This window comes from Pseudomonas sp. o96-267, from assembly GCF_003935465.1.
GTDB lineage: Bacteria > Pseudomonadota > Gammaproteobacteria > Pseudomonadales > Pseudomonadaceae > Aquipseudomonas > Aquipseudomonas sediminis.
On record NZ_RHQP01000002.1, the window covers coordinates 162,567 to 184,518 of the forward strand.

The window sequence follows — 21,952 nt, forward strand, 5'->3', positions numbered from 1 at the left end:
CCTCTCCCCCGGCCCTTCTCCACTAGGCGTGCCCCCAATAAATGGGAGAGGGGGGCAAAGCGCGGTGAAACATGACTTATGCGCAGAACAGTCCCCTCTCCCGCTTGCGGGAGAGGGTTAGGGAGAGGGCAAAGTCTCACACCGACAAATAACGGCTGATGCTCGCCTCATCGACCTTGTCGCGGGTTTCCTCGACGACGAACTTGCCCTTCTCGATGACCAGGAAACGGTCGGCGATTTCCATGGTGAACGACAGCACCTGCTCGGACACCACGATGGTCAGGTCGCGCATGTTGCGGATCTCCTTCAGGCTGCGGGCGATGTCCTTGATGATCGACGGCTGGATGCCCTCGGTCGGCTCATCGAGCAGCAGCACCTTGGGGTTGGTAGCTAACGCACGGGCGATAGCCAACTGTTGCTGCTGCCCACCGGAAAGGTTGCCACCCTTGCGGTGGCGCATCTCGAGCAGCACCGGGAACAACGCATAGAGATCGTCCGGCACCTTGCCCCCGGCGGAGGCCGGGAGTCCGGCCTGGATATTTTCCAGCACGGTCATGTGCGAGAAAATCATCCGCCCCTGCGGCACGTAGGCGATGCCGCTTTCCACCCGCTGATGGGTTTCCAGTTTCGACACGTCCTTGCCGTCCACGCGAACCTGCCCGCCCCACTGCGGCAGGATGCCCATCAGGCTCTTGAACAAGGTGGTCTTGCCCATGCCGTTGCGGCCCATCACCGCGACGATTTCTTTCTTCGCCACGTCGAGGTTGAGCTCGTGGAGGATCTGGCTCTGGCCGTAGCCAGAAGCGAGGTTGCTGATCTGGAACATGCTTGTCACTCCAACATAGACGGTGCGCACGGCGCACCCTAGGGTCTGATACCCGGGTGTAGGGTGCGCCGCGCGCACCGTTTCGTAGCCATGGCCATCAATGCCCCAGGTACACCTCGATCACCTTCGGGTTGCTCTGCACCGCCTCCATGCTGCCCTCGGCCAGCACCTTGCCCTGGTGCAGCACGGTGACGCGGTGGGCGATGCTTTTCACGAACTCCATGTCGTGCTCGATGACCAGCACCGAGCGGCCCTGGCTGATGCGGTTGAGCAGATCGGCCGTGGCTACTCGCTCGCTGACGCTCATGCCGGCCACTGGCTCGTCGAGCATCAGCAGTTGCGGGTCCTGCATCAGCAGCATGCCGATCTCCAGCCACTGCTTCTGCCCATGCGAGAGCAGATCCGCCTGACGGTGCAGGTGATCGCCGAGCATGATTTCCTGCGCCACCTGCTCGACCCGCTCGATCACCTCATGCGTGCGCTTGAAGAACAGCGCGCCGAACACCTTGCGCCCGGCCGGGTAGGACATTTCCAGGTTCTCGAACACCGTCAGGTTTTCGTAGATCGACGGGTTCTGGAACTTGCGCCCGACGCCGGCACGAACGATGTCGAACTCGCGCATCTTGGTCAGCTCACGGCCATCGAAATCGATGCTGCCGGCGGTGGCGCGGGTCTTGCCACAGATCAGGTCTAGCACCGTGGTCTTGCCGGCGCCGTTAGGGCCGATCACCACATGCACTTCGTTGCGGTCGACGTAGAGGTTGAGGTCGTTGACCGCCTTGAAGCCGTCGAAGGACACGGTCAGCCCCTCGATAGCCAGTACCGGCTTGGCGGCCTGGAAGCCTGCGGGGCTGTTCATGGCGTGGTCTCCAGTTCAGGGGTTGGGCGCTTGCTGGGGGCAACGGCAACGGGCTTTGGCGCAGCGGCCACCTGTGGCTTGCGCTGCAAGCGGGCCAGCCAACGCTTGCCGTGGCTGTCCCACAGCCCCGCCAAGCCATTGGGGAAGTACATAACCACGACGATGAACAGGCCGCCCATCAGGTACAGCCACAACTCGGGGAAGCTCTCGGAGAAGTAGGTCTTGCCGAAGTTGACCAGCAGCGCGCCATACACCGCGCCGAGCAGCGACAGGCGCCCGCCGACTGCGGCGAAGATGACCATCTCGATCGACGGTACGATGCCGACGAAGCTCGGCGACATGAAGCCCACCTGCAGGGTGAACATCGCCCCACCGATACCGGCGAATGCCGCGCCGACGCAGAACACGAAGATCTTGAAGCTGGCCACGTCGTAACCGGAGAAACGCACCCGCTCTTCCTTGTCGCGCATCGCCAGCAGCAGGCGACCGAGCTTGGAAGCGATGATGAAACGGGCGATGAGAATGCAGCCGATCAGCAGCGCCGCACTGACGAAGTAGAGAATCAACTTGGCCTCGTTACTGCGGATGTCCCAGCCCTTGAGCGTGCGCAGATCGGTGATGCCGTTGACGCCACCGGTCAGCCCCTGCTGGCCGATGATCAGCACGGTGAGGATCAGCGCGATGGCCTGGGTGACGATGGAGAAGTACACGTCACCGACGCGGCGCTTGAACATCGCGATACCGATCACCAAGGCCAGCAACACCGGCACCGCCACCACCGCGATCAGGGTGAAGCTCAGGCTGTGGAAGGGCTCCCAGAACAACGGCAGTTCGGTGATCTGGTTCCAGTCCATGAAGTCTGGAATGCCAGGTGTGGACTGGATCTTGGTGCTCTCCGGGTCGGATGCCTCGAGCTTGAGGAACATCGCCATGCAGTAGCCGCCCAGGCCAAAGAAGATGCCCTGGCCCAGACTCAGGATGCCGCCATAGCCCCAGCACAGCACCAGGCCAACGGCGACGAAGGCGTAAGTCAGGTACTTGCCCACCATGTTCAGGCGGAAGGCATCCAGCGCCAGCGGAAACACCACCAGAATCAGCGCGGCGAGCAGCGCCAGGCCGATGGCGCCCTGCTTGCCGCCGAGCAGTTTATCGAGTGTATTGTTCATGTCCGCCTCCTCAATTCACTGTAGGAGCCCGCTTGTGGGCGATCTTTCGCTTGGTCATCGCCCGCACGCGGGCTCCTACGAATCACCTGCGCCGCTTGCCGGAGCGGTACGTAATTTTTCATTTGCGCACCTTGGCCGAGAACAGCCCCTGCGGGCGCAGCATCAGGATCAGCACCACGGCGGACAGGGTGAACACCTTGGCCATCGAACCGCTGGTGAAGAACTCCAGCAGCGATTGCGCCTGGGCGATGCTGAAGGCCGAGGCGATGGTGCCGAGCAGGCTGGAGGCACCGCCGAACACCACCACCAGGAAGGTGTCGACGATGTAAAGCGAACCTGCTGTCGGCCCGGTCGAACCGATGGTGGTGAAGGCCGCGCCCGCAACGCCGGCAACACCGCAGCCGAGGGCGAAGGTCATACGGTCGACGCGCTTGGTGTTGATGCCCACGGAGCGTGCCATCACCCGATTCTGCATGGTCGCACGCACCTGTAGGCCCCAGCGCGAGCGATAGATCATCAGGAACAGCAGCGCGGTGAGCAGCAGGGTCAGGCCCATGACGAACAGGCCGTTGCGCGGGATGTCGATGGCCTCGGTCGGGTTCCACGAACCCATCAGCCAGTCCGGCAGCGTGGCGCTGACTTCACGCGCGCCGAAGATCGAGCGAAAGCCCTGCTGCATCACCAGGGACAGACCCCAGGTGGCCAACAGGGTATCCAACGGACGCTGGTAGAGCTTGCTGATCATCGCCCACTCCACCAGCCAGCCAATGGCGCCGGCGATGAAGAACGAGAGGATGATCGCGAGGAAGAAGTAGTAAGGCCCGAAGGCCGGTGCGTAGCTAGACGTCAGCGAGGACACCACGAAGGTGGTGTAGGCGCCGATGGTGAGAAACTCGCCATGGGCCATGTTGATCACGCCCATCTGCCCGAAGATGATCGCCAGCCCCAGAGCCATCAGCAGCAGTACGCAGAACACGGACAAGCCGTTGAACCCCTGCATGGCTGCGATGGCGCCGAATTCCGATAGCCATTCCATGTCGATGGTCTCCAGAAGAAAAGAGAAAAGCCGGTAGGAGCCGGCTTGCCGGCGATTCATTGATCGCCAGCAAGCTGGCTCCTACGAGAGGGTGTTGCTTACTGGTAGCCTTCCGGGAAGGGGTTCGGCTCGATCAGATCGGACTCGAATACCACCTTGAACTGACCGTCTTTCTGCACTTCACCGATGCGGGTCTTGCTCCACAGGTGATGGTTGTCGTGCACCTTGACGTAGCCTTCCGGCGCGGTGTCCAGCTCGATGCCCGGAGAAGCGGCGACCACCTTGTCGATGTCGAAGCTGCCGGCTTTCTCCACCGCGGCTTTCCACAGCCATGGGCCGAGGTAGGCAGCCTGGGTCACGTCACCGATCACCGCGTCCTTACCATACTTGGCCTTGAAGGCTTCGACGAAGGCGGCGTTGTTCGGGTTGTCCAGGCTCTGGAAGTACTTCATCGAGGCGTAGAAGCCAGCCATGTTCTCGCCGCCGATGCCGAGCAGCTCGTCTTCGGTGACCGACAGGGTCAGCAGGGTCTGCTTGTCGGCGGTGACACCGGCGGCTTTCATCTGCTTGTAGAAGGCGACGTTGGAGCCACCGACCACGGCAGCGAAGACCACGTCAGGCTTGCGCAGCTTGATCTTGTTGATCAGCGAGCCGAACTGGGTGTTGCCCAGCGGGTAGTACTCTTCGCCGACCACCTTGCCGCCGAGCACGTTCTCGATGTGCTTGCGGGCGATCTTCATCGAGGTACGCGGCCAGATGTAGTCAGAGCCGAGCAGGTAGAAGGTCTTGGCGCCCTTCTCCTTGGCGACCCAGTCCAGGCCCGCGAGGATTTGCTGGGTCGCTTCCTGGCCGGTGTAGATGACGTTCTTCGACTGCTCCAGGCCTTCGTAAAAGGTCGGGTAGTAGAGCAGGCCGTTTTCCTTTTCGAACACCGGCAGCACCGCCTTGCGCGAGGCCGACGTCCAGCAGCCGAACACGGTGGCGCCCTTGTCACCGACCAGCAGTTTGCGCGCCTTCTCGGCGAAGGTCGGCCAGTCGGAAGCCCCATCTTCCTGAATGACCTTGATCTGCCGGCCGAGCACACCGCCACTGGCGTTGATCTGCTCGATAGCCAGACGTTCGGCCTGGATCGAACCAGTTTCGGAAATGGCCATGGTGCCGGTGGCCGAATGCAGAATGCCGACCGTGACCTCGCTGTCGGTCACCGCCAGGCCGGTGGTGTTCACCTCGGCGCTGGCCACATGGCTGAACAGGCTGGCGGCCAGCAGCGAGAGCGCTGCGGCCCCCACCGCCAGCCGGCGGGGAAGAAGTCGAATCGGTTGAGAGTCCATGGTCGTGCTCCTGTGCTGGTTATTCGTGCCGAACCACGCCGGCTTCGCAGCTAGGATGCGTTTGCCCCCACCGAGCGGGGTATACGCAGCATGACGTAAGGGCATACGTCATCTGACGTACAGCGCCCTGCTCCAGCCTGGTGCAAGCTGGGCGCAGAAAAACCAGGCAGACAGAAGCTCGCGCGCGCGGCAGAGGCCTCGCCGAGCCGGGGCATGGAAGTTGCTATTTCAACGTGCCGTAGGAGCCCGCTTGCGGGCGACTCGCCCCTTTCAGCCCTGCTGATCGCCGGCAAGCCGGCTCCTACAGGGACGCGCGACAGGGACGGTCTTACCCGATAACGCCAGCAGGACTTCGCCCGTGCAACCAACCGGCACCCAGCGCATCATCAAGATTCGCCGCGACTACAACGCCTGGGTCGCCGACGAGACCATGGAGGATTACGCCCTGCGCTTCACGCCCAGGTCGTTCCGCAAGTGGTCGGAGCTGCGCATCGCCAACACCGCGCTTGGAGCCGTGTCGTTCCTCGCCCTGGAGGCCATCGGCGGCGCACTGGCGCTGTCCTACGGCTTCACCAACACCCTGTGGGCGATCCTCGCGGTCAGCCTGGTGATCTTCCTCACCGGCCTGCCGATCAGCTACTACGCCGCCCGCTCCGGCCTGGACATGGACCTGCTGACCCGTGGTGCCGGTTTCGGCTACATCGGCTCGACCATCACCTCGCTGATCTACGCCAGCTTCACTTTCCTGTTCTTCGCCCTCGAAGCGGCGATCATGGCGCTGGCCCTGGAGCTGTACTTCAACATCCCGTTGGCCCTGGCCTATGTGATCTGCTCAATCATCATCATTCCGCTGGTGGCCTACGGCATCACCCTGATCAACCGCCTGCAGATGTGGACGCAGCCCGTGTGGCTGTTCCTGCTGGTGCTGCCCTACGTGTTCGTCATCGCCAAGAACCCCGAAGCACTATCGGACTGGACCAGCTTCGCTGGCCGCGAGGGCGACCCCGGCAGCTTCAACCTGCTGCACTTCGGCGCCGCCTGCACCGTCGCCCTGGCCCTGATCACACAGATCGGCGAGCAGGTCGACTACCTACGTTTTTTGCCCGAGAAAACCCGCGCCAACCGCGTACGCTGGTGGACCGCACTGCTGCTGGCCGGCCCCGGCTGGATCATCCCCGGCGCGCTGAAGATGCTCGCCGGCGCCTTCCTCGCTTTTCTCGCCCTGCAGCATGAAATCCCCATGGAGCGCGCCGCCGAGCCGACGCAGATGTACCTGGTGGCATTCAACTACGTGTTCGCCTCGTCGCAATGGGCATTGGCGGCCATGGTGCTGTTCGTCATCGTCAGCCAGGTGAAGATCAACGTCACCAACGCCTACGCCGGCTCGCTGGCCTGGTCGAACTTCTTCGCCCGCATCACCCACAGCCACCCTGGCCGCGTGGTGTGGCTGGTGTTCAATGTGGCCATCGCCCTGATGCTGATGGAGCTGGGCGTGTTCGAGGCGATCGAGGAAGTGCTCGGTCTCTACGCCAATATCGCCATCGCCTGGATCGGCGCGCTGGTGGCCGACCTGGTGATCAACAAGCCGCTGGGCCTGTCGCCGAAGTACATCGAGTTCAAGCGCGCACACCTCTACGACATCAACCCGGTGGGCGTCGGCGCCATGCTGATCGCCTCGCTGCTCTCGGTGCTCGCCCACGGCGGCCTGTTCGGCGCCCTGGCGCAGGCAGCCTCGCCGGCCGTGGCGCTGGGTTCGGCATTTCTGCTGGCGCCGCTGCTGGCCTGGTTCACTGGCGGGCGCTACTACATCGCTCGCGAGCGCCAGCCACACCTGCTCTACCCCTACACCGAAGCCGGCCAGGTGCAATGCTGCCTGTGCAACAACCGCTTCGAGGAGCCGGACACCGCGCACTGCCCCGCCTACGGCGCACCAATCTGTTCGCTGTGCTGCTCGCTCGACGCGCGCTGCGAGGATCGCTGCAAACCCAGAGCCCGCCTGAGAGATCAGCTCGATGACTTCATCGGCTGGCTGTTCCCGCGTGCGTCCATCCCGCGCCTGCACAGCCGCCTGGCGCAGTACCTGGGGTTGCTGGGCCTGCTGGTGCTGATGCTGTTCGGCGCGTTGGCGCTGATCTACAGCCAGGTCTCGCTGGGCCTGCCGACGCAGGAACCGGAAATGCGTCAGACGCTGTTCCAGGCCTTCCTCAAAGCCTTCCTGACCCTCTCGCTATTCGCCGCCATGCTCGCCTGGTGGCTGGTACTGACCCGCGAAAGTCGGCGCGTTGCGCAAGAGGAATCGGATCGGCAAACCCTGCTGCTGATGCAGGAAATCGAAGCCCACCGCAAGACCGACGAAGCCCTGCAGCAGGCCAAGGAAGCCGCCGAATCGGCCAATGCGGCGAAGAGCCGCTACGTCACCGGGCTGTCCCACGAGTTGCGCACGCCGCTCAACAGCATCCTCGGCTACACCCAGATACTGCAGCGCGACGCGGCCATGCCGGACCGACACAAGGATGCCCTGGCGACCATCCTGCGCAGCGGCTCGCACCTGCTGTCGCTGATCGATGGCCTGCTCGACGTGGCCAAGATCGAAGCCGGCAAGCTGCACCTGGAACTGGCAGAAATTCCCTTCCCGGAATTCATCGACCAGCTAGAACGCATGTTCACCCCACAGGCGGCCGAGAAAGGCCTGCGCTTTCGCCTCGAATGCATCGGCCGCATGCCAGCGGTGGTGCGTGGCGACGAGAAACGCGTGCGGCAGATCCTGATCAACCTGCTGGGTAATGCAGTGCGTTTCACCGAGCGCGGCGATGTATGCCTGCGCGTCGGCTACATGCGCGAGACAGCCACCTTCGAGATCATCGACACCGGTATAGGCATCGCTGCGGAGCAGATCGAACGGATCTTCCAGCCCTTCGAACGCGGCGACCTGATGCGCCAGGACAACGGCGTCGGCCTCGGCCTGACCATCACCCGCATGCTCACCTCGCTGATGGGCGGCGAGCTCTCGGTGCACAGCGAACCCGGTCAGGGCACGCGCTTTCAGGTGCGCCTGTTCCTTTCCGAGGTGCGCGTACCGCAGGCGGTGGTGCACGTCGAACACGACATCACCGGCTACCAGGGCGAGCGCCGTCTGATTCTGGTGGTGGACGATCACCTCGAACATCGCCGCGTGCTCGCCGGCATGCTCGAGCCGCTGGGCTTCGAGGTGATTCAGGCCGCCAGCGGCCAGGAGGCGATTCGCCAGGTAGCGCTGCATAACCCGGCACTGATCCTGATGGACCTGTCCATGCCGCAGATGGACGGTTGGGAAACCAGTCGCCTTATTCGCCGTAACACGCAGTGCCAGGCGCCAATCATCGTCATCTCCGCCAACGCCTTCACCGACGACCGCGAACGCAGCATCGCCGCGGCCTGCGACGACTACCTGGCCAAACCGGTGTACACCCCACAGTTGCTCGAACGCATCCAGCATCAGCTCAGCCTGACCTGGCTGCGCCGCACCCAGGAGCAGTTGCCGCCGCCCGAGGCCATGACATTGCCGGGCAGCGACGACCTGCAGGCACTGCGTGAACTGGGCGCCCTGGGCTATGTGCGCGGCATCCAGCAACGCCTGGACGACATCGACCAGCGCGACCCGGCCTGCGCCAGCTTCACCGCCACCCTGCGTCTGCTGGTGAAGAACTTCCAGCTCGATGAATTCAACCGCCAACTGAAGGAGGCCGAACATGAATGCGCCGCTCCACCAGTCTGAGTCGTGCTCGCCCGTCAGCCTGTCAGCCGAGCGCGGCATCATCCTCATTGTCGACGACACGCCGGACAACCTCGCGCTGCTCTCCGACGCTCTCGACGATGCCGGCTACATGGTACTGGTCGCGCTGGACGGCGCCAGCGCGCTGGGGCGTATCCAGCGGCGCAGGCCAGACCTGATTCTGCTCGACGCGATGATGCCGGGGCTGGACGGTTTCGAGACCTGCCAACGGATCAAGGCCGAGCCGAGCAGCGCCGATATCCCCGTGCTGTTCATGACCGCCCTGACCGACAGCGAGCACGTGGTGCAGGGCTTCGAGGCCGGCGGCATCGACTACGTGACCAAGCCGATCAACCCAGAGGAGGTGCTCGCACGCGTCGCCTCGCACCTGCGCACCGCGCGCATTCTGCAAGCCGCACGTGCTGCGTCGAAACCCCTCAGCCTCAGCCTCGACGACGCCCCGGCGCATGCCAAGCTATCGGCGCGCTTCCAACTCACCGAGCGCGAGGTGCAGGTGCTGCGCTGGGTCGCCTGCGGCAAGACCAACCGCGATATCGGCGACATCCTCGGCCTCAGCCCGCGCACGGTGAACAAGCACCTCGAGCACGTCTACGTGAAGCTCGGCGTGGAAACCCGCACCGCCGCCGCCTCGGTGGCGCTGGCAGCGATGAGCGAGCGGGGATGATCTCCGCGTAAGGCGGGTGCAACCCGCCATTGCCGCGCCGGCGGGTTTCACCCGCCCTACCGGATAAGTGAACGCCCGTAGGATGCGCCGTGCGCTCCTGGACAAAGGCGCTGGTGCGCACGGCGCACCCTACGGATTGGCAATTTGGCTTAGAGTTGCAGCAATGCACCTGTCTTCGGAGCCGCCATGCCCCATCCCAATATCGTCATTCTCACCGGCGCCGGTATCTCCGCCGAGAGCGGCATCCGCACCTTCCGCGCCGCTGACGGCCTCTGGGAAGACCACCGCATCGAAGAGGTGGCCACGCCCGAAGGCTTTGCCCGCGATCCGGCACTGGTACAGCGCTTCTACGACATGCGCCGCGCGCAGTTGCGCGACCCGGCCATCGCACCGAATGCCGGGCACCTGGCCCTGGCGGAACTGGAGGCTGCCTGGCAGGGCGAGTTTCTGCTGGTCACGCAGAACGTCGACAACCTGCACGAACGCGCCGGCTCCAAACGCCTGCTGCACATGCACGGTGAGTTGCAGTCGATGCTGTGCAGCAATAGCCAGCAGCGTTTTCCGCTGCTGGACGACATGCCGGTCACGCAGGCATGCACCTGCTGCGGCCTGGTCGGCACCTTGCGCCCTGATATCGTCTGGTTCGGCGAGATGCCCTATCACATGGAGCGCATCTACGACGCGCTGGAGCAGTGCGAGCTGTTCGTCAGCATCGGCACCTCTGGCCATGTCTACCCGGCGGCGGGCTTCGTCGAACAGGCGCGTCGCGCGGGCGCGCATACGCTGGAGATCAATCTGGAGCCGAGCCAGGGCCATTCGCTGTTCACCGAGAAACGCTATGGCCCGGCCACCGAGCAATTGCCCCGCTGGGTGGCGGAGCTGTTGGCGGGTTGAGCGGCGTGACTGGCGCGTGTTGGCAGGCAACCGACTAGCCACGCCTTGGCACGAGCGGCCCCCTCTCCCATTCATGGGAGAGGGATAGGGAGAGGGGGATACAGACGACTCGGCGTTGCCGGATGCCCCTCCCCCCCGCCCCCTCTCCCGCACGCGGGAGAGGGGAGACGAGCACCTACTGTGCAGAGGCGTCAACGGGTGCCGCCGCTTCGGCCGGCACCTGCGGCTCCGGGCTGAACACCCCATTGCTCCAGGCGTAATACCCCACACCCAGCGCCAGCAACAGCGCGATGATCCAGGGCCACACCAGCGGTTTGTTGGCATAGGGATCGCGCAGTGCGCGGTCACTGCCCTTGGGCAGTTCCGCCATCTGCGTGAGCGCGGTACCGAAGGGAATGCTGATGCGTGCCTGGGCATTCACCGCCCAGCCGTTACCATCGAGGATCGGCCCCAGACTGCGGCGACGCAGCTTGAACCAGGCCAGCAGCATGGCCGGCCCGGAGATGGCCAGCAGCACACAGATAAACAGCAATGGAACCTGCCACCAGACCAGCGACAGAATCCCCGTGACCACTGCCGCCAGCGCCGTGCCCAGGGCACCGACCGCCAGGCCGATGGCCGCGAAGATACCGGCGAACTTGGCGATATCGAATGCCGGGGTAGGCGTGGCGGCTGGCGCTGCACCGGTTTCACCGACCTTGGCGGCGGTCTTGCTGACCATGTCGGCGTCACGACTGGCCGCAAGCTTCTGCACCTGATCGGAAACCAGCTTGGAAATACGCCGATACGGCGACCAGAACGCCTCGCGAATACTGATCGCATGCTGTACCACCTTGACCACCGTGGCATCCCAGTCGTTACCGTCGCGGTCGTAGAACAGTCCATGGCGCCCCGCCTGCAAATCACCCTCGCTGCCGGCAGTCACCGCCACCACGATATTCAGGCTTTCCTTGCCGCGCACCGGCTCACCGCGACGGGTGCAGGCGCAGTAGAGCAGGAAGCAATCACTGGCCGCTGCCACCTTGGCGTGGGCTTCGACATTCTCGACCTCCACCACCAACTCGCAGCTCTTGCCGTCGATATACAGAACCCCGGCCTGGAAAACGGCCTTCTCGTGACGCGAATAGAACGTCTGGAAGGACACGAAGTTGCGCAGCAGTGTGACCAGGCCATGACGCAGGCGAATCAGCTTGTCCAGCTCGACCAACCCGTCCGCCGCTTCGGCCACGGTCTTGTCCTCTTCCACCAGCGCCAGCAGGCGCGCTTCGGCGCCCTGCTCCACCAGCTCGAGAATACGGCCGCGTTCGAGCACCTCGGCAATTGCCACTTTCGGCGTCTCGGCGCGCCAAGCCAGGTAGTTGCCGCACAATGCGACCAGATGCTGCCACTGCTCGCGCGACAGGCTGTCCTGCTCGCCATACACCGGCACCACCACACGTTGGCGGAATTCATCGACGGCATGCTGCCAGGCCGGGTTGAGCCCCTTGCTCAGCGGCAGCTCGTCACCGTGCTGCACCGTTGCCAGGGGCAGACCCGCGACCTCGCCAGCATCTGCCAGCGACAGCGATGCCAAACGCACCAGCTCCTCTTCCTTGGCATTCATCAAGGCGGCGGCGCGCGGATCGAACTCGGCCATGGCCACGCGGGTGAAGTAATCGTCGATCTTGGCGCGCACGGCGCTCAACGCTTCGACTGCCGCCACCGTGCCTTCACCGAAAGCATCCAGCCCCTGTTCGGCGGCGCGCGCATGCCAGGCATGCATCTGACGCGCCTGATCGAAGAAAGAGGTGATCTGCTCGACGCCGATAGCGGGCTCGCCACTGCGATCGGTCTTCGCCCCCAGGCAGGCGATGATGTCGGTGATGGCGGCCTTGAGCTCGGCATCGTCGGTCATGCTGGCCGGCACCAGGCCATCGCCATTGGATTCGTGCGGCGGGAACAACTTCGCCAGATCAGCGGTATCAGCCGGCGTCAGGCTCTCGGCATCGGGTCGCCCGAGCACGCCCAGCAGGCGCCGCGCCGCCAGCCCCAGGCGTGTGCCTACGGCGTCGTCAGTGAGCGACGACAACTGCAGCGGTCCCTCCTGGAACAGCACGGCCGGATCACGCAGGCGTGCCAGCGTCCAATCCACCACATCGAGAATTTCCGGAGCACGGATACGACCGTCCTTGTTCAGGTCGATGTATTGCAGCATGCGCCGGTCCAGTTCCAGGTTGTTCACCGGGCAGGCCAGGCTGGCCCAGAGTTTCTGGTCCAGGCCGCGCAGGGCGGCGAGATCCGCCGGGGTTTCAAGTTGCACCTGATCGAAGCCGCCGGCACGGAAGAAGCGCCAGCGATGCGCGAGAGCTTGGGTCATCGACAAAAGATCCTTTCTTTATGAGGGCGACTGCGCCACGAAGCCAGCGAGATCCGTCGCTGCGCATCGGCGCACGGACCATTCAACAGACTCCTACTTCCCCGGCGCCGTTCAACTCAGTGTAACCGAGGCGCAGCGCCATGCGCTTATTGCGCGCCAACCGCCAGCGGCTGCGCCTCGGGCTGCTTGATCAGCGCATAGAGCACGCCGGTGAGCAGGCTGCCGGCGACGATGGCCAGCAGGTACAGCAGCGCATGGTTGATGGCGTTGGGAATCAGCAGCACGAACAGCCCGCCGTGCGGCGCCATCAGCTTGCAGCCGAAGTACATCGACAGTGCGCCGGTCAGCGCACCGCCGGCAATGCTGGCCGGGATCACCCTCAGCGGGTCCTTCGCGGCGAACGGAATAGCCCCCTCGGAGATGAAGCACAGCCCCAGCACCCCGGCCGCCTTGCCGGCCTGGCGCTCGCTCTGGGCGAACTTGCGTCGTGCCAGCACGGTGGCGATGGCCATGGCGATCGGCGGCACCATGCCACCGGCCATGGTCGCAGCCATCGGCGCATAGCTGCTCGACGCCAACAGACCGACCGAGAAAGCATAGGCCGCCTTGTTGATCGGCCCGCCGAGATCCACGCACATCATGCCGCCGAGCAATGCGCCAAGGAGGATGGCATTGGTACTGCCCATGCTGTCGAGGAACTGGGTGAGCGACTGCAACACATCAGCCACAGGACTGCCGACGATATAGATCATCGCCAGGCCGGTGATCAGGCTGGCCAACAGCGGGATGATCAGGATCGGCTTGAGCGCCTCCAGGCTGTCAGGCAAGCGCACCCAGCGGGCAATGGCCTTGGCCGAATAGCCGGCGATGAAGCCAGCGACGATACCGCCGATAAAACCGGCGCCCAGCGAGCTGGCGAGCAACCCACCGATCATCCCTGGCGCCAACCCCGGACGGTCGGCAATGGAATAGGCGATATAGCCGGCCAGCACCGGCACCATCAGCTTGAATGCGGCGTCGCCACCGATCTGCATCAGCGCGGCGGCGAATGTGCCCTCCTGCTCATACGCCTTGATGCCGAAGACGAACGACAGGGCGATCAGCAAGCCGCCCGCCACCACCATCGGCAGCATGTAGGAAACACCTGTGAGCAAGTGCTTGTAAGGGCCAGATTTCTCGCCGCTGGCAGCATTGCCTTCGGCAGGCGCGGCTTCGCTCAGCGGACGAGCTTCGTTCAAGGCCTTTTCCAGCGTCTGCTGCGGTTGCTTTAGCGCCACCCCGGTGCCACAGCGATAAACCTTCTTACCGGCAAAGCGGCTGGTATCCACCTCGATATCGGTGGCCAGCAGCACAGCATCGGCAGCCGCGATGACGGCATCATCGAGCAGGTTGCGCGCACCGACCGAACCGCGGGTTTCCACCTGCAGGTCAAGGCCCATACGCAGCGCTGCCTGCTGTAGCGCTTCGGCAGCCATGAAGGTGTGCGCCACCCCGGTCGGGCAGGCGGTGACCGCGACCAGCCGACGACGGCCGCTGGACGCCACCTCGGGGCTTTCAGCATGGGGCTGGGCGCGCTCGGCGGCGTCCTGCAGGAAACGCTGCGGGTCGGCCAGCGCCTCGGCTGGCGTGGCCTGCAGCAAGCGTTTGCCGGCAAAGCGGCTCAGCGGCAGCTCACCGGTCTTGACCACCAGCACCCAGTCGGCAGCGGCGATCTCGGCCTCGCTCAACGGCGAGCCAATCGCGCGCGCGTCATGCACCTCGACACGGGTTTGCCAGCCCAGGCGCTCGGCAGCGGCCTGCAGCAGGCGCGAACACAGCACGCTGGTGACCTGACCATTGGGGCAGGCGGTGACGATCAGCACATTCATGGTGGGTGCCTCTTATTTTTCTAAAGGGTGCAATTGCACGGCCGCATCGAAGCGGGCCAGTTGCTCGCGATCATGGATACCGAAGCCGATCTGGGTGACCGCTTGCGCCGCCACCGCCGTGGCCAGGCGCAAGGTGCGCTCGGCCGGCCAGCCTTCGAGCAGGCCGTGCAGGCTGGCCGCCAGCAGCGAGTCACCGGCGCCGACCGTGCTGGCGACCTCGACACGCGGCGGCGTGGCGCGCAGGGCAATGTCCGGGCCGTGCCAGTCGACGCCGTCTGCGCCACGTGACAACAGCACGTGCTCGATACCCTGCGCACGCAGCGTCTGCACCGCGACGGACAGGTCGCTGCCGCAAACCTCGGCCAACTCTTCTTCATTGGGTTTGATCAGCCAGGGCGCGACGCCCAGGGCCGCCTGCAAAGCCGCGCCACTGCTATCGACCGCCAGCGGCACTCCGCTGGCCTTGATCCGCCGCAGCAGGCTGGCGAACCACTCAGGCGTCACGCCACGCGGCAGGCTGCCGGCCACCACCACGGCGTCATACCCGGCCAGCAACGGCTCCAGCTCATCTTCCAGGCGCTCCAGGTGCTCAGCCTCGACCTGCGGGCCGGGGCCGTTGAGGTCGGTGATGCAACCATCGGCTTCGGCCAGCTTGATATTGCTGCGCGTCTCGCCCGGCACGCGGACGAACAGGTCGTGAAAACCGCGCTTGTGCATCAGGCTCTCGAACGGCGCGGCATTGGCGCGGCCAAGAAAACCGCCGACGCTCAGGCTGTGGCCAAGGTCGGCCAGCACCTGGGCGACGTTCAGGCCCTTGCCGGCGGCGTGGCTGCGCAGCTCATGACAGCGGTTGATCGCGCCGGGCTGCAAGCGGTCGAGACGCAGAGTCAGGTCCAGCGCCGGGTTCAGGGTCAGGGTCAGGATTCGGGCCATCAGTGCATCTCCGCCACCAGCGCACGCACGGCGCTGGCACTGTCCAGGGTCAGGGCGCGGTCGGCCAGGGTTCGTGCCTGGCGGCTGTCCAACTCACGCACGCGCGCCTTGACCAGGGCAATCGAACGCGGCGTCACGCTCAGCTCGTCCACGCCCAGACCGACCAATAGCGGCACGGCCAGGCGGTCGCTGGCCAGCTCACCACAGACACCTACCCACTTGCCTTGAGCATGGGCTGCGGTCACGGTCATCTCGATCAGGCGCAACACCGCCGGATGCAGGCCATCAGCCTGCGCCGACAGCTGCGGATGGCCACGGTCGATGGCCAGGCAGTACTGAGTCAGGTCATTGGTGCCGATGCTGAAGAAGTCCACCTCGCGCGCCAGTACCGGCGCCAGCAGCGCGGCCGAGGGCACTTCGATCATGATGCCGATCTGCAGGTCGCGCACGTCGATCTCTTCGCGCAGGCGCTGCACCATATCGCGCGCCGCGCGCCATTCCTCCACCGAGCCGACCATGGGGAACATGATGCGCAGCGGGCGGCCATCGGCCGAGGCGAGCAAGGCGCGCAGCTGGGTTTCCAGAATCTCCGGCCGCTGCAAGCTCAGGCGAATGCCGCGCACACCGAGGAAGGGGTTTTCCTCGGCCGGCATCGGCCAGTACGGCAGCGGTTTATCACCGCCGACATCCAACGTGCGCACCACCAGCGGGCGACCGGCCAGCGCATCGAGCACGCGCCGGTACTCGCGCTCCTGCGCGGCGTGCTCCGGCGCCTGGGCATGCTCCATGAACACCAGTTCGGTGCGCAGCAGGCCCACCGCTTCCGCGCCCAACTCCACCGCATCGGCGCTTTCACCGCTGGCGCCAATATTGGCCGCCACTTCCACGCGCACGCCGTCCTGGGTCTGCGCGCCATCAAAGCGGGCGGCATGCGCCTGCTCGCGACGCTGCTGCGCGGCCTCGCGCTCATGCAGCGCCTGGTCGCGCTCTGCCGCATCCGGGGCAATGCGCAGCAGGCCGCTGTCGCCATCGAGCAGCAGCGGCGTGCCTTGCGCCAACGCCAGCACACCATCGCCGGCACCGACCACGGCGGGAATTCCCAGGGCACGAGCGATGATCGCACTGTGCGCGGTAGCGCCACCACGCGCAGTCAGGATGCCTGCGACGCGCTGACGGTCGAGGCCAGCGACGTCCGACGGCACGACTTCGGCCATCACCAATATGTAGGGTTCATTAGGCTCGCTGGGCAGCTCAATGCCGCACAGATGCGCCAGCACACGGTTGCCAATATCACGCAGATCCGCTGCGCGCTCGGCCAGCAGGACATCATGCAGAGCTTCCTGACGCTTGGCCGCCGCCTCGACCTCGACCTGCCAGGCCGCTTCGGCGCTCGCGCCCTTGCCCAGGTGGGCGTCGACATCCTCGCGTAGCGCAGGATCAGCGAGCATCGCCAGGTGGGCACTGAAGATCTCCCGAATGCTCGCCACGCCGGCGCCATCGACCAGGCGCTGAATCTGCGCAGAGACAGTCGCCAGAGCTGAATCCAGTCGCCCGCGCTCCTGTTCGACGCCCTGGCCCTGTTCGGCGAAATCAAAGGTCGGCGGCGTGCGCACCAGCGCCGGGCCTATGGCGATGCCGGGCGAAGCGCCGACTGCCAGCAGACGGCTTCCGGCGACAGGGGCGACAGCCTCAACCGGTTCAAGCTGCGCCGCCACTTCGGGCAGCGCTTCGCTCAACGGCTCGACCGTTTCCCCCAGACCACTTTCCAGTGCAGCGCGAATGGCCGGCAGCGCACTGTCGGCAATCGCCGGTTCAGCGCTGAATTCGAGCATCTGACCACGCCGCGCACCCAGCGCCAGCAGGCGGCTGAGGCTCTTGGCCGAAACCCCAGCGCCCGAGTCGCCAAGCAGACGCACGCGGATATCTCCAGCAAAACCCTGCGCCAGCTCGCTCAGCGCCTTGGCCGGTCGTGCATGCAGGCCATGGGCATTGAGCAGCGGCACGCTGAGGCTGGGCCAGTCCGGCGGCACTTCACCGCCCAACGCCTCGATCACCTGGCGGCTGTCGCTGGCTTCACTGAACGCCGCCGCGCGGCCACCGATCAGCACATCGCATAGACGCTCCAGCGCCTGACGATGCGCCTCGCCCTGGCTGGCCAGGCAGAACAGGCCGCGTAACGCCTCACCGCGAAAAGTCAGCGGTTGTGCCGGGGTGACGAAGGCCAGCCCGGGCCGCTCGACGCTGGCCTCGCTGTGCAGCCACCACAGGCCATCGCCCAGCGGTAGCGGCTCGCCACGCGCCAGCCCGAGGGCGAAACCGCTGCGTGCGCAACCGGCCTTACGCAGCAAGCGCGCGCCCTGCCAGAGCAATTCATCGAAGTCTTCGGCAGGCTGCGCCAGCGCCACCAGTTGGCCGTCCAGTGCCAGCGCCTGCGGTGCGCCCTGCAGCAGCTCGAGTATCTGCGCCGGCTCGCGGGCTTCACGCAGCGCCTGGCTCAGATCGCCCTCACCCAGGGCGCGGGTCAGCAGTTGCAGCAGGTGCAGGTGTTCGTCGGATTGGGCGGCAATGGCGATGGCCAGGTACACCTGCTGGCCGTTGCCCCAATCCACTCCAGCAGGAAACTGGATCAGGCTGACGCCGGTGCGCAGTACCTGATCGCGGGTCTGTGGCGTGCCATGGGGGATGGCGATGCCTTGGCCGAGGTAGGTCGAACCCTGCGCCTCGCGCGCCTGCAGGCCTTCGAGGTAAGCCGCAGTAGCCAGGCCGGCACTGGCCAGCGCATCGCCAAGCATGGCCAGGGCTTCGCCCTTGTCCGCCGCTGCCCGGCCCATCTGGATTTGGCTGGCATCGAGTTCGAGCATGGGTGCCTCCGGCTTGGATTCTTGTTTTGATTGAGAAGGGTGCTCACGGGCTCGGCGCTAACTTACGCCCCCCCAACACCCTCAAGATTAGCTGATGAATCGCATTGCTGAAACGTTTCATCAAACACTGGCACCTTATCCGATAATGGGTAATCCTTGAAGCCCGGCCGTCGTCGAGTCGGTGTAGACTCGCCGCGCTTGCACGCTCGACATCCTTTACCTGTATGGTGCTGCGCCCGTGAAACTCAGCGACATCGCCCGCCTGGCTCAGGTCTCGGTGACCACCGCCAGCTACGTGATCAATGGTCAGGCCGAACGTCGGCGCATCAGCCCTGCGACCGTGGCCAGGGTGCTGGCCGTTGTCGAGGAGCATGGCTATCGCCCGGACCAGCAGGCAGCCAGCCTGCGCCGCGGTCAAAGCCGCTGCCTGGGTTTCATCCTGCCGGACCTGGAAAACCCCAGTTATGCGCGCCTGGCCAAGCTGCTCGAACAGAAGGCCCGCGCCGCCGGCTGTCAGTTGCTGATCGCCAGCTCCGACGACGACCCAAACAGCGAGCGGCAGTTGCTCGAGCTGTTCCGTTCACGCCGCTGCGAGGCGCTGATCGTCGCCAGTTGCCTGCCACCAGACGACCCGCTGTATCCAACCATCGTCGCCGCTGGCCTACCTGTGGTGGCCGTGGACCGAGCGCTATCGCCCACCCACATCCGCTCGGTGGTCAGCGATGACGAGCAGGCCGGGCGTACCCTGACCGAAAGCCTGCTGACGCCCAAACCCAGGCACATCGCCCTGCTCGGTGCCCGCGCAGAACTGGTCATCAGCCAGGCGCGCGAACGCGGCTTTCATTCGGCACTGAAGGGTTTCGACGGGCACATCAGCGTCTACCACGGCGAGCTGTTCAGCCGCGCCTGCGGCTACCGGCAAATGAAAACGCTGATGGATGAAGTTGGCCTGCCGGATGCCCTGCTGACCACTGCCTACGTATTGCTCGAAGGGGTGTTCGATGCCCTGCGTGAACAGGGCAGCGAGCAATGGCCCACGGTGCGCCTGGCCACCTTCGGTGATACTCAGTTGCTGGATTTTCTGCCACTGCGGGTCAATGCCATGAGCCAACAACACGAACGCATCGCCGAGCGCGTGCTGGCCTGGACGCTACGGGCGGTGGAACACAACGACTATCAGCCCGGTATCGAGGCCATCGGCCGCAGCTTCAAGGCCCGAACCTGATAGTAGGGTGCGCCATGCGCAACGACTGTCGGAAAAGACCGGTGCCCGCGGCGCACCCTACCTCTGGCTCTGATACCGCCTGCTAACCGCCCTGAATCTTCTGCAGCAGCGGCTCACACTGGCTAGGCTCGTCACCCGAGCTAGGCGCTATCAGCGCCAACAACCCTGCCGCCGGTGCCACCGCGACGCCCAGCGCCACCAGGCCAACGCCACGCAGCGCCAGCGGCGTGGCCTGCACGCCTGGCGACGGGTCCTTGAACGTGCCGCGCACATAAAGCGGCGAACGCAAGGAAAAAACACGAAAGCCCTTGGTCGACGGCGTGATGGTGAAATCCAGCTGCTCGCTGGCGAAGTTGGCACTGCCGTCGACCTTGATCACCGCATTGTCGGTATCGACGACGAACAGCCGCGTGCTCATCAGCCCCTGCTTGATGCCGAGGTCGGCCGCCGCACAGTGGATCTTCACATCCTCGTCGCCGAACAGCCTGCCCACCAGGTAGTTGCCGACGTTCAGACCAGCGATTTCCATCAGCCCGCGACTTACCACGCCATCGTTGATCAGCATCTTCAGCTCGCCGTCGGCGCTGCCGAGTAACGCCGCCACCGAGTTGCCACGGCCACTGATGCGCGCATCGCCGTTGAGCTCGCCGAAACTGGTCTGCATCGGCGCGAAGGTGGGGAACAACTGCTTGAGCTTAAGATCTCGCGCACGCAGACGCATCTGGCCCTGCAGCGGCGTGGTCGCGCCATTCAGGCGGATCTGCGAATCGAGCACACCGCCGGCCATGCCGAAACGCAGTGGCTCCAGACTCAGCGCGCCATCATTGAGCACCACATGGGTGTCGAGATCGGTGATCGGCAACTGTTCGCTGTGCACGATGCGCTTGCCGACGAACCGCACATCGGCGTCCATCGCGCGCCAGCGGTCGGTACGAAACTCGGAAACCGGTAACGCCTTGTTCGCCGGCTGCACGTCCCGCTCGCCCCGTTCGCGCTTGTCCTCGCTGGAATCAGCGCCGATCAGCGGTGCAAGGTCACTGAACAGCAGTTGGTTGGAGGTCAGCCGGCCGGACAGTTTCGGCCGCGGCTCGCGAGCCACGAATGTCAGATCACCGTGAATATCGCTGTCACCGATCTGGCCATTGAAACCGAGGTAGCGAAAGATCGCACCGTCGGCATCGTGCAGATTGGCCTGCAAACGACCGTCAGTGCTGTACGGCGGAGTATCCGGCAAGGTAACGCCGGTCAGTGGATACAGGTGACCGAGGCTGGCGCCAGACAGACGCAAACGCAGGTCCAGAGCGCCCAGATTCTGCGGGTCGGTCAGGCTGCCGGCTAGTACGATGCGAGTCGCGCCAATGCGCAGGTCGGCTTGCAGCGGGAAAGGTTGCGACGCGTCATGCAGCGCCAGCAGGCCACCCACCTTGCCGTTGCCGGTCAGTGGCAGACCACGGAAACTGCCCTTGGTCTGCCAGGCGAATGCGTAATCCTGGGCATTGCCATTGTTCTCAGCCAGACGCTCGGCTGTGCTCTTGCCGACGATATCGGCAAATGGAACAGGCTCGCCCAGCGGCTGGATAATCGCCTCCAGTCGTGTATTGCTGACCTTGTCGTCGAGCTTCACCAGCCCCCGGTCAAAGCCGATGGTGCCGATATCCAACGTCCAGGGGCTGGGCTGATCAGTATCGTCTGCCTCCTCCTTACCCAGGTCGAACACCCAGTTGGCGCGGCCATCGGCCAGGCGCTGCAGATCGGCGACCGGCGCGCCAAGTTCGATACTGGGAATGTTCACCGTCTTCCATAGAAGCGGTAGCGGAGACAGGCGAAAGCGCACGCTATCGAGGCTGACGAAGGTATCGCCCTGCGCCCAATCGGGGTTACCCAGGCGTAGCTGCTCGGCAGAAAAATGCGGCCAGGGCACCCAGGCCCTCACGCCCTGCTGTCCGGCCTCACGCTGCCAAACCACACGCAGGTCACCCTCGATGGCGAACGGCCGGTTCAAGGCCGCAGAAACCTGTTCGTTGATCAGCGGCCGCGCCCGGTTCCAGTCGAACAACACCAGAAACAGCATCAGTGCCGCCACCAATAGCAGAAAAACGGCGAGCAAAGCGCCCAATAGCTTGCGTAACTGGTGCACCCAGCGACCTCCTTATTTCACCGC

14 protein-coding genes are annotated in these 21,952 nt (G+C 64.8%); 4 read left to right on the plus strand and 10 right to left on the minus strand.

Annotation, left to right across the window (positions count from 1 at the left end; all coding sequences use genetic code 11):
- Positions 1-136: 136 nt before the first annotated feature.
- The 5 genes from urtE to urtA form a co-directional block, all read right to left on the minus strand.
- Positions 137-826 carry an urea ABC transporter ATP-binding subunit UrtE gene (gene urtE / locus EGJ86_RS02175; RefSeq protein WP_125833804.1) on the minus strand — a complete coding sequence of 230 codons (690 nt, stop codon included), beginning with the start codon at positions 824-826 and terminating at the stop codon, positions 137-139.
- Positions 827-923: 97 nt separating this feature from the next.
- Entirely contained in the window at positions 924-1,685 is a 762-nt protein-coding gene (gene urtD, locus EGJ86_RS02180; RefSeq protein WP_125833805.1) for an urea ABC transporter ATP-binding protein UrtD, read from the minus strand.
- Positions 1,682-2,851 (minus strand): urea ABC transporter permease subunit UrtC, encoded by a 1,170-nt coding sequence (gene urtC, locus EGJ86_RS02185; protein WP_125833807.1) that lies wholly within the window; start codon positions 2,849-2,851, stop codon positions 1,682-1,684. The genes urtD and urtC overlap by 4 nt, the downstream gene beginning before the upstream one ends.
- Positions 2,852-2,969: 118 nt before the next feature.
- Positions 2,970-3,887, minus strand: coding sequence for an urea ABC transporter permease subunit UrtB (urtB, locus tag EGJ86_RS02190; protein ID WP_021488012.1), 918 nt, complete (start codon positions 3,885-3,887; stop codon positions 2,970-2,972).
- A 98-nt stretch (positions 3,888-3,985) separates the two neighbouring features.
- Positions 3,986-5,218 carry an urea ABC transporter substrate-binding protein gene (urtA, locus tag EGJ86_RS02195; RefSeq protein WP_125833808.1) on the minus strand — a complete coding sequence of 411 codons (1,233 nt, stop codon included), beginning with the start codon at positions 5,216-5,218 and terminating at the stop codon, positions 3,986-3,988.
- A gap of 358 nt (positions 5,219-5,576) precedes the next feature.
- On the opposite strand from urtA, the gene EGJ86_RS02200 reads away from it, so the two are divergent.
- From EGJ86_RS02200 to cobB, 3 genes are all read left to right on the plus strand, one after another.
- Positions 5,577-8,972, plus strand: coding sequence for an ATP-binding protein (locus EGJ86_RS02200; RefSeq protein WP_125833810.1), 3,396 nt, complete (start codon positions 5,577-5,579; stop codon positions 8,970-8,972).
- On the plus strand, positions 8,947-9,654 hold the full coding sequence (locus EGJ86_RS02205) for a response regulator (RefSeq protein ID WP_125833812.1): 708 nt from the start codon (positions 8,947-8,949) through the stop codon (positions 9,652-9,654). The genes EGJ86_RS02200 and EGJ86_RS02205 overlap by 26 nt, the downstream gene beginning before the upstream one ends.
- 186 nt (positions 9,655-9,840) lie before the next feature.
- Positions 9,841-10,548: a Sir2 family NAD+-dependent deacetylase gene (gene cobB / locus EGJ86_RS02210; RefSeq protein ID WP_125833813.1), complete on the plus strand. Its 708-nt coding sequence runs from the start codon at positions 9,841-9,843 to the stop codon at positions 10,546-10,548.
- 175 nt (positions 10,549-10,723) lie between these two features.
- Here cobB and EGJ86_RS02215 read toward each other — a convergent pair whose 3' ends face one another.
- The 4 genes from EGJ86_RS02215 to ptsP all read right to left on the minus strand — a co-directional run bounded on the left by EGJ86_RS02215 (position 10,724) and on the right by ptsP (position 18,566).
- The gene (locus tag EGJ86_RS02215; RefSeq protein ID WP_125833815.1) at positions 10,724-12,904 is read right to left on the minus strand and encodes a hypothetical protein; all 2,181 of its coding nucleotides are present in this window, start codon (positions 12,902-12,904) and stop codon (positions 10,724-10,726) included.
- A 146-nt stretch (positions 12,905-13,050) separates the two neighbouring features.
- On the minus strand, positions 13,051-14,772 hold the full coding sequence (locus EGJ86_RS02220; RefSeq protein ID WP_125833817.1) for a fructose-specific PTS transporter subunit EIIC: 1,722 nt from the start codon (positions 14,770-14,772) through the stop codon (positions 13,051-13,053).
- A 12-nt stretch (positions 14,773-14,784) separates the two neighbouring features.
- On the minus strand, positions 14,785-15,705 hold the full coding sequence (pfkB, locus tag EGJ86_RS02225; protein ID WP_125833819.1) for a 1-phosphofructokinase: 921 nt from the start codon (positions 15,703-15,705) through the stop codon (positions 14,785-14,787).
- Complete coding sequence (ptsP, locus tag EGJ86_RS02230) at positions 15,705-18,566, minus strand: phosphoenolpyruvate--protein phosphotransferase (RefSeq protein ID WP_125833820.1); 2,862 nt, start codon at positions 18,564-18,566, stop codon at positions 15,705-15,707. Before ptsP ends, pfkB begins: the two co-directional genes overlap by 1 nt.
- 238 nt (positions 18,567-18,804) lie before the next feature.
- Here ptsP and cra point away from each other — a divergent pair, with 238 nt between their 5' ends.
- A complete protein-coding gene (gene cra / locus EGJ86_RS02235) occupies positions 18,805-19,791 on the plus strand; it encodes a catabolite repressor/activator (protein ID WP_125833822.1) in 987 nt (328 codons plus the stop codon).
- Positions 19,792-19,873: 82 nt separating this feature from the next.
- On the opposite strand, the gene EGJ86_RS02240 is transcribed toward cra, so the two are convergent.
- Positions 19,874-21,928 (minus strand): AsmA family protein, encoded by a 2,055-nt coding sequence (locus EGJ86_RS02240; RefSeq protein WP_125833824.1) that lies wholly within the window; start codon positions 21,926-21,928, stop codon positions 19,874-19,876.
- Positions 21,929-21,952: the final 24 nt, after the last annotated feature.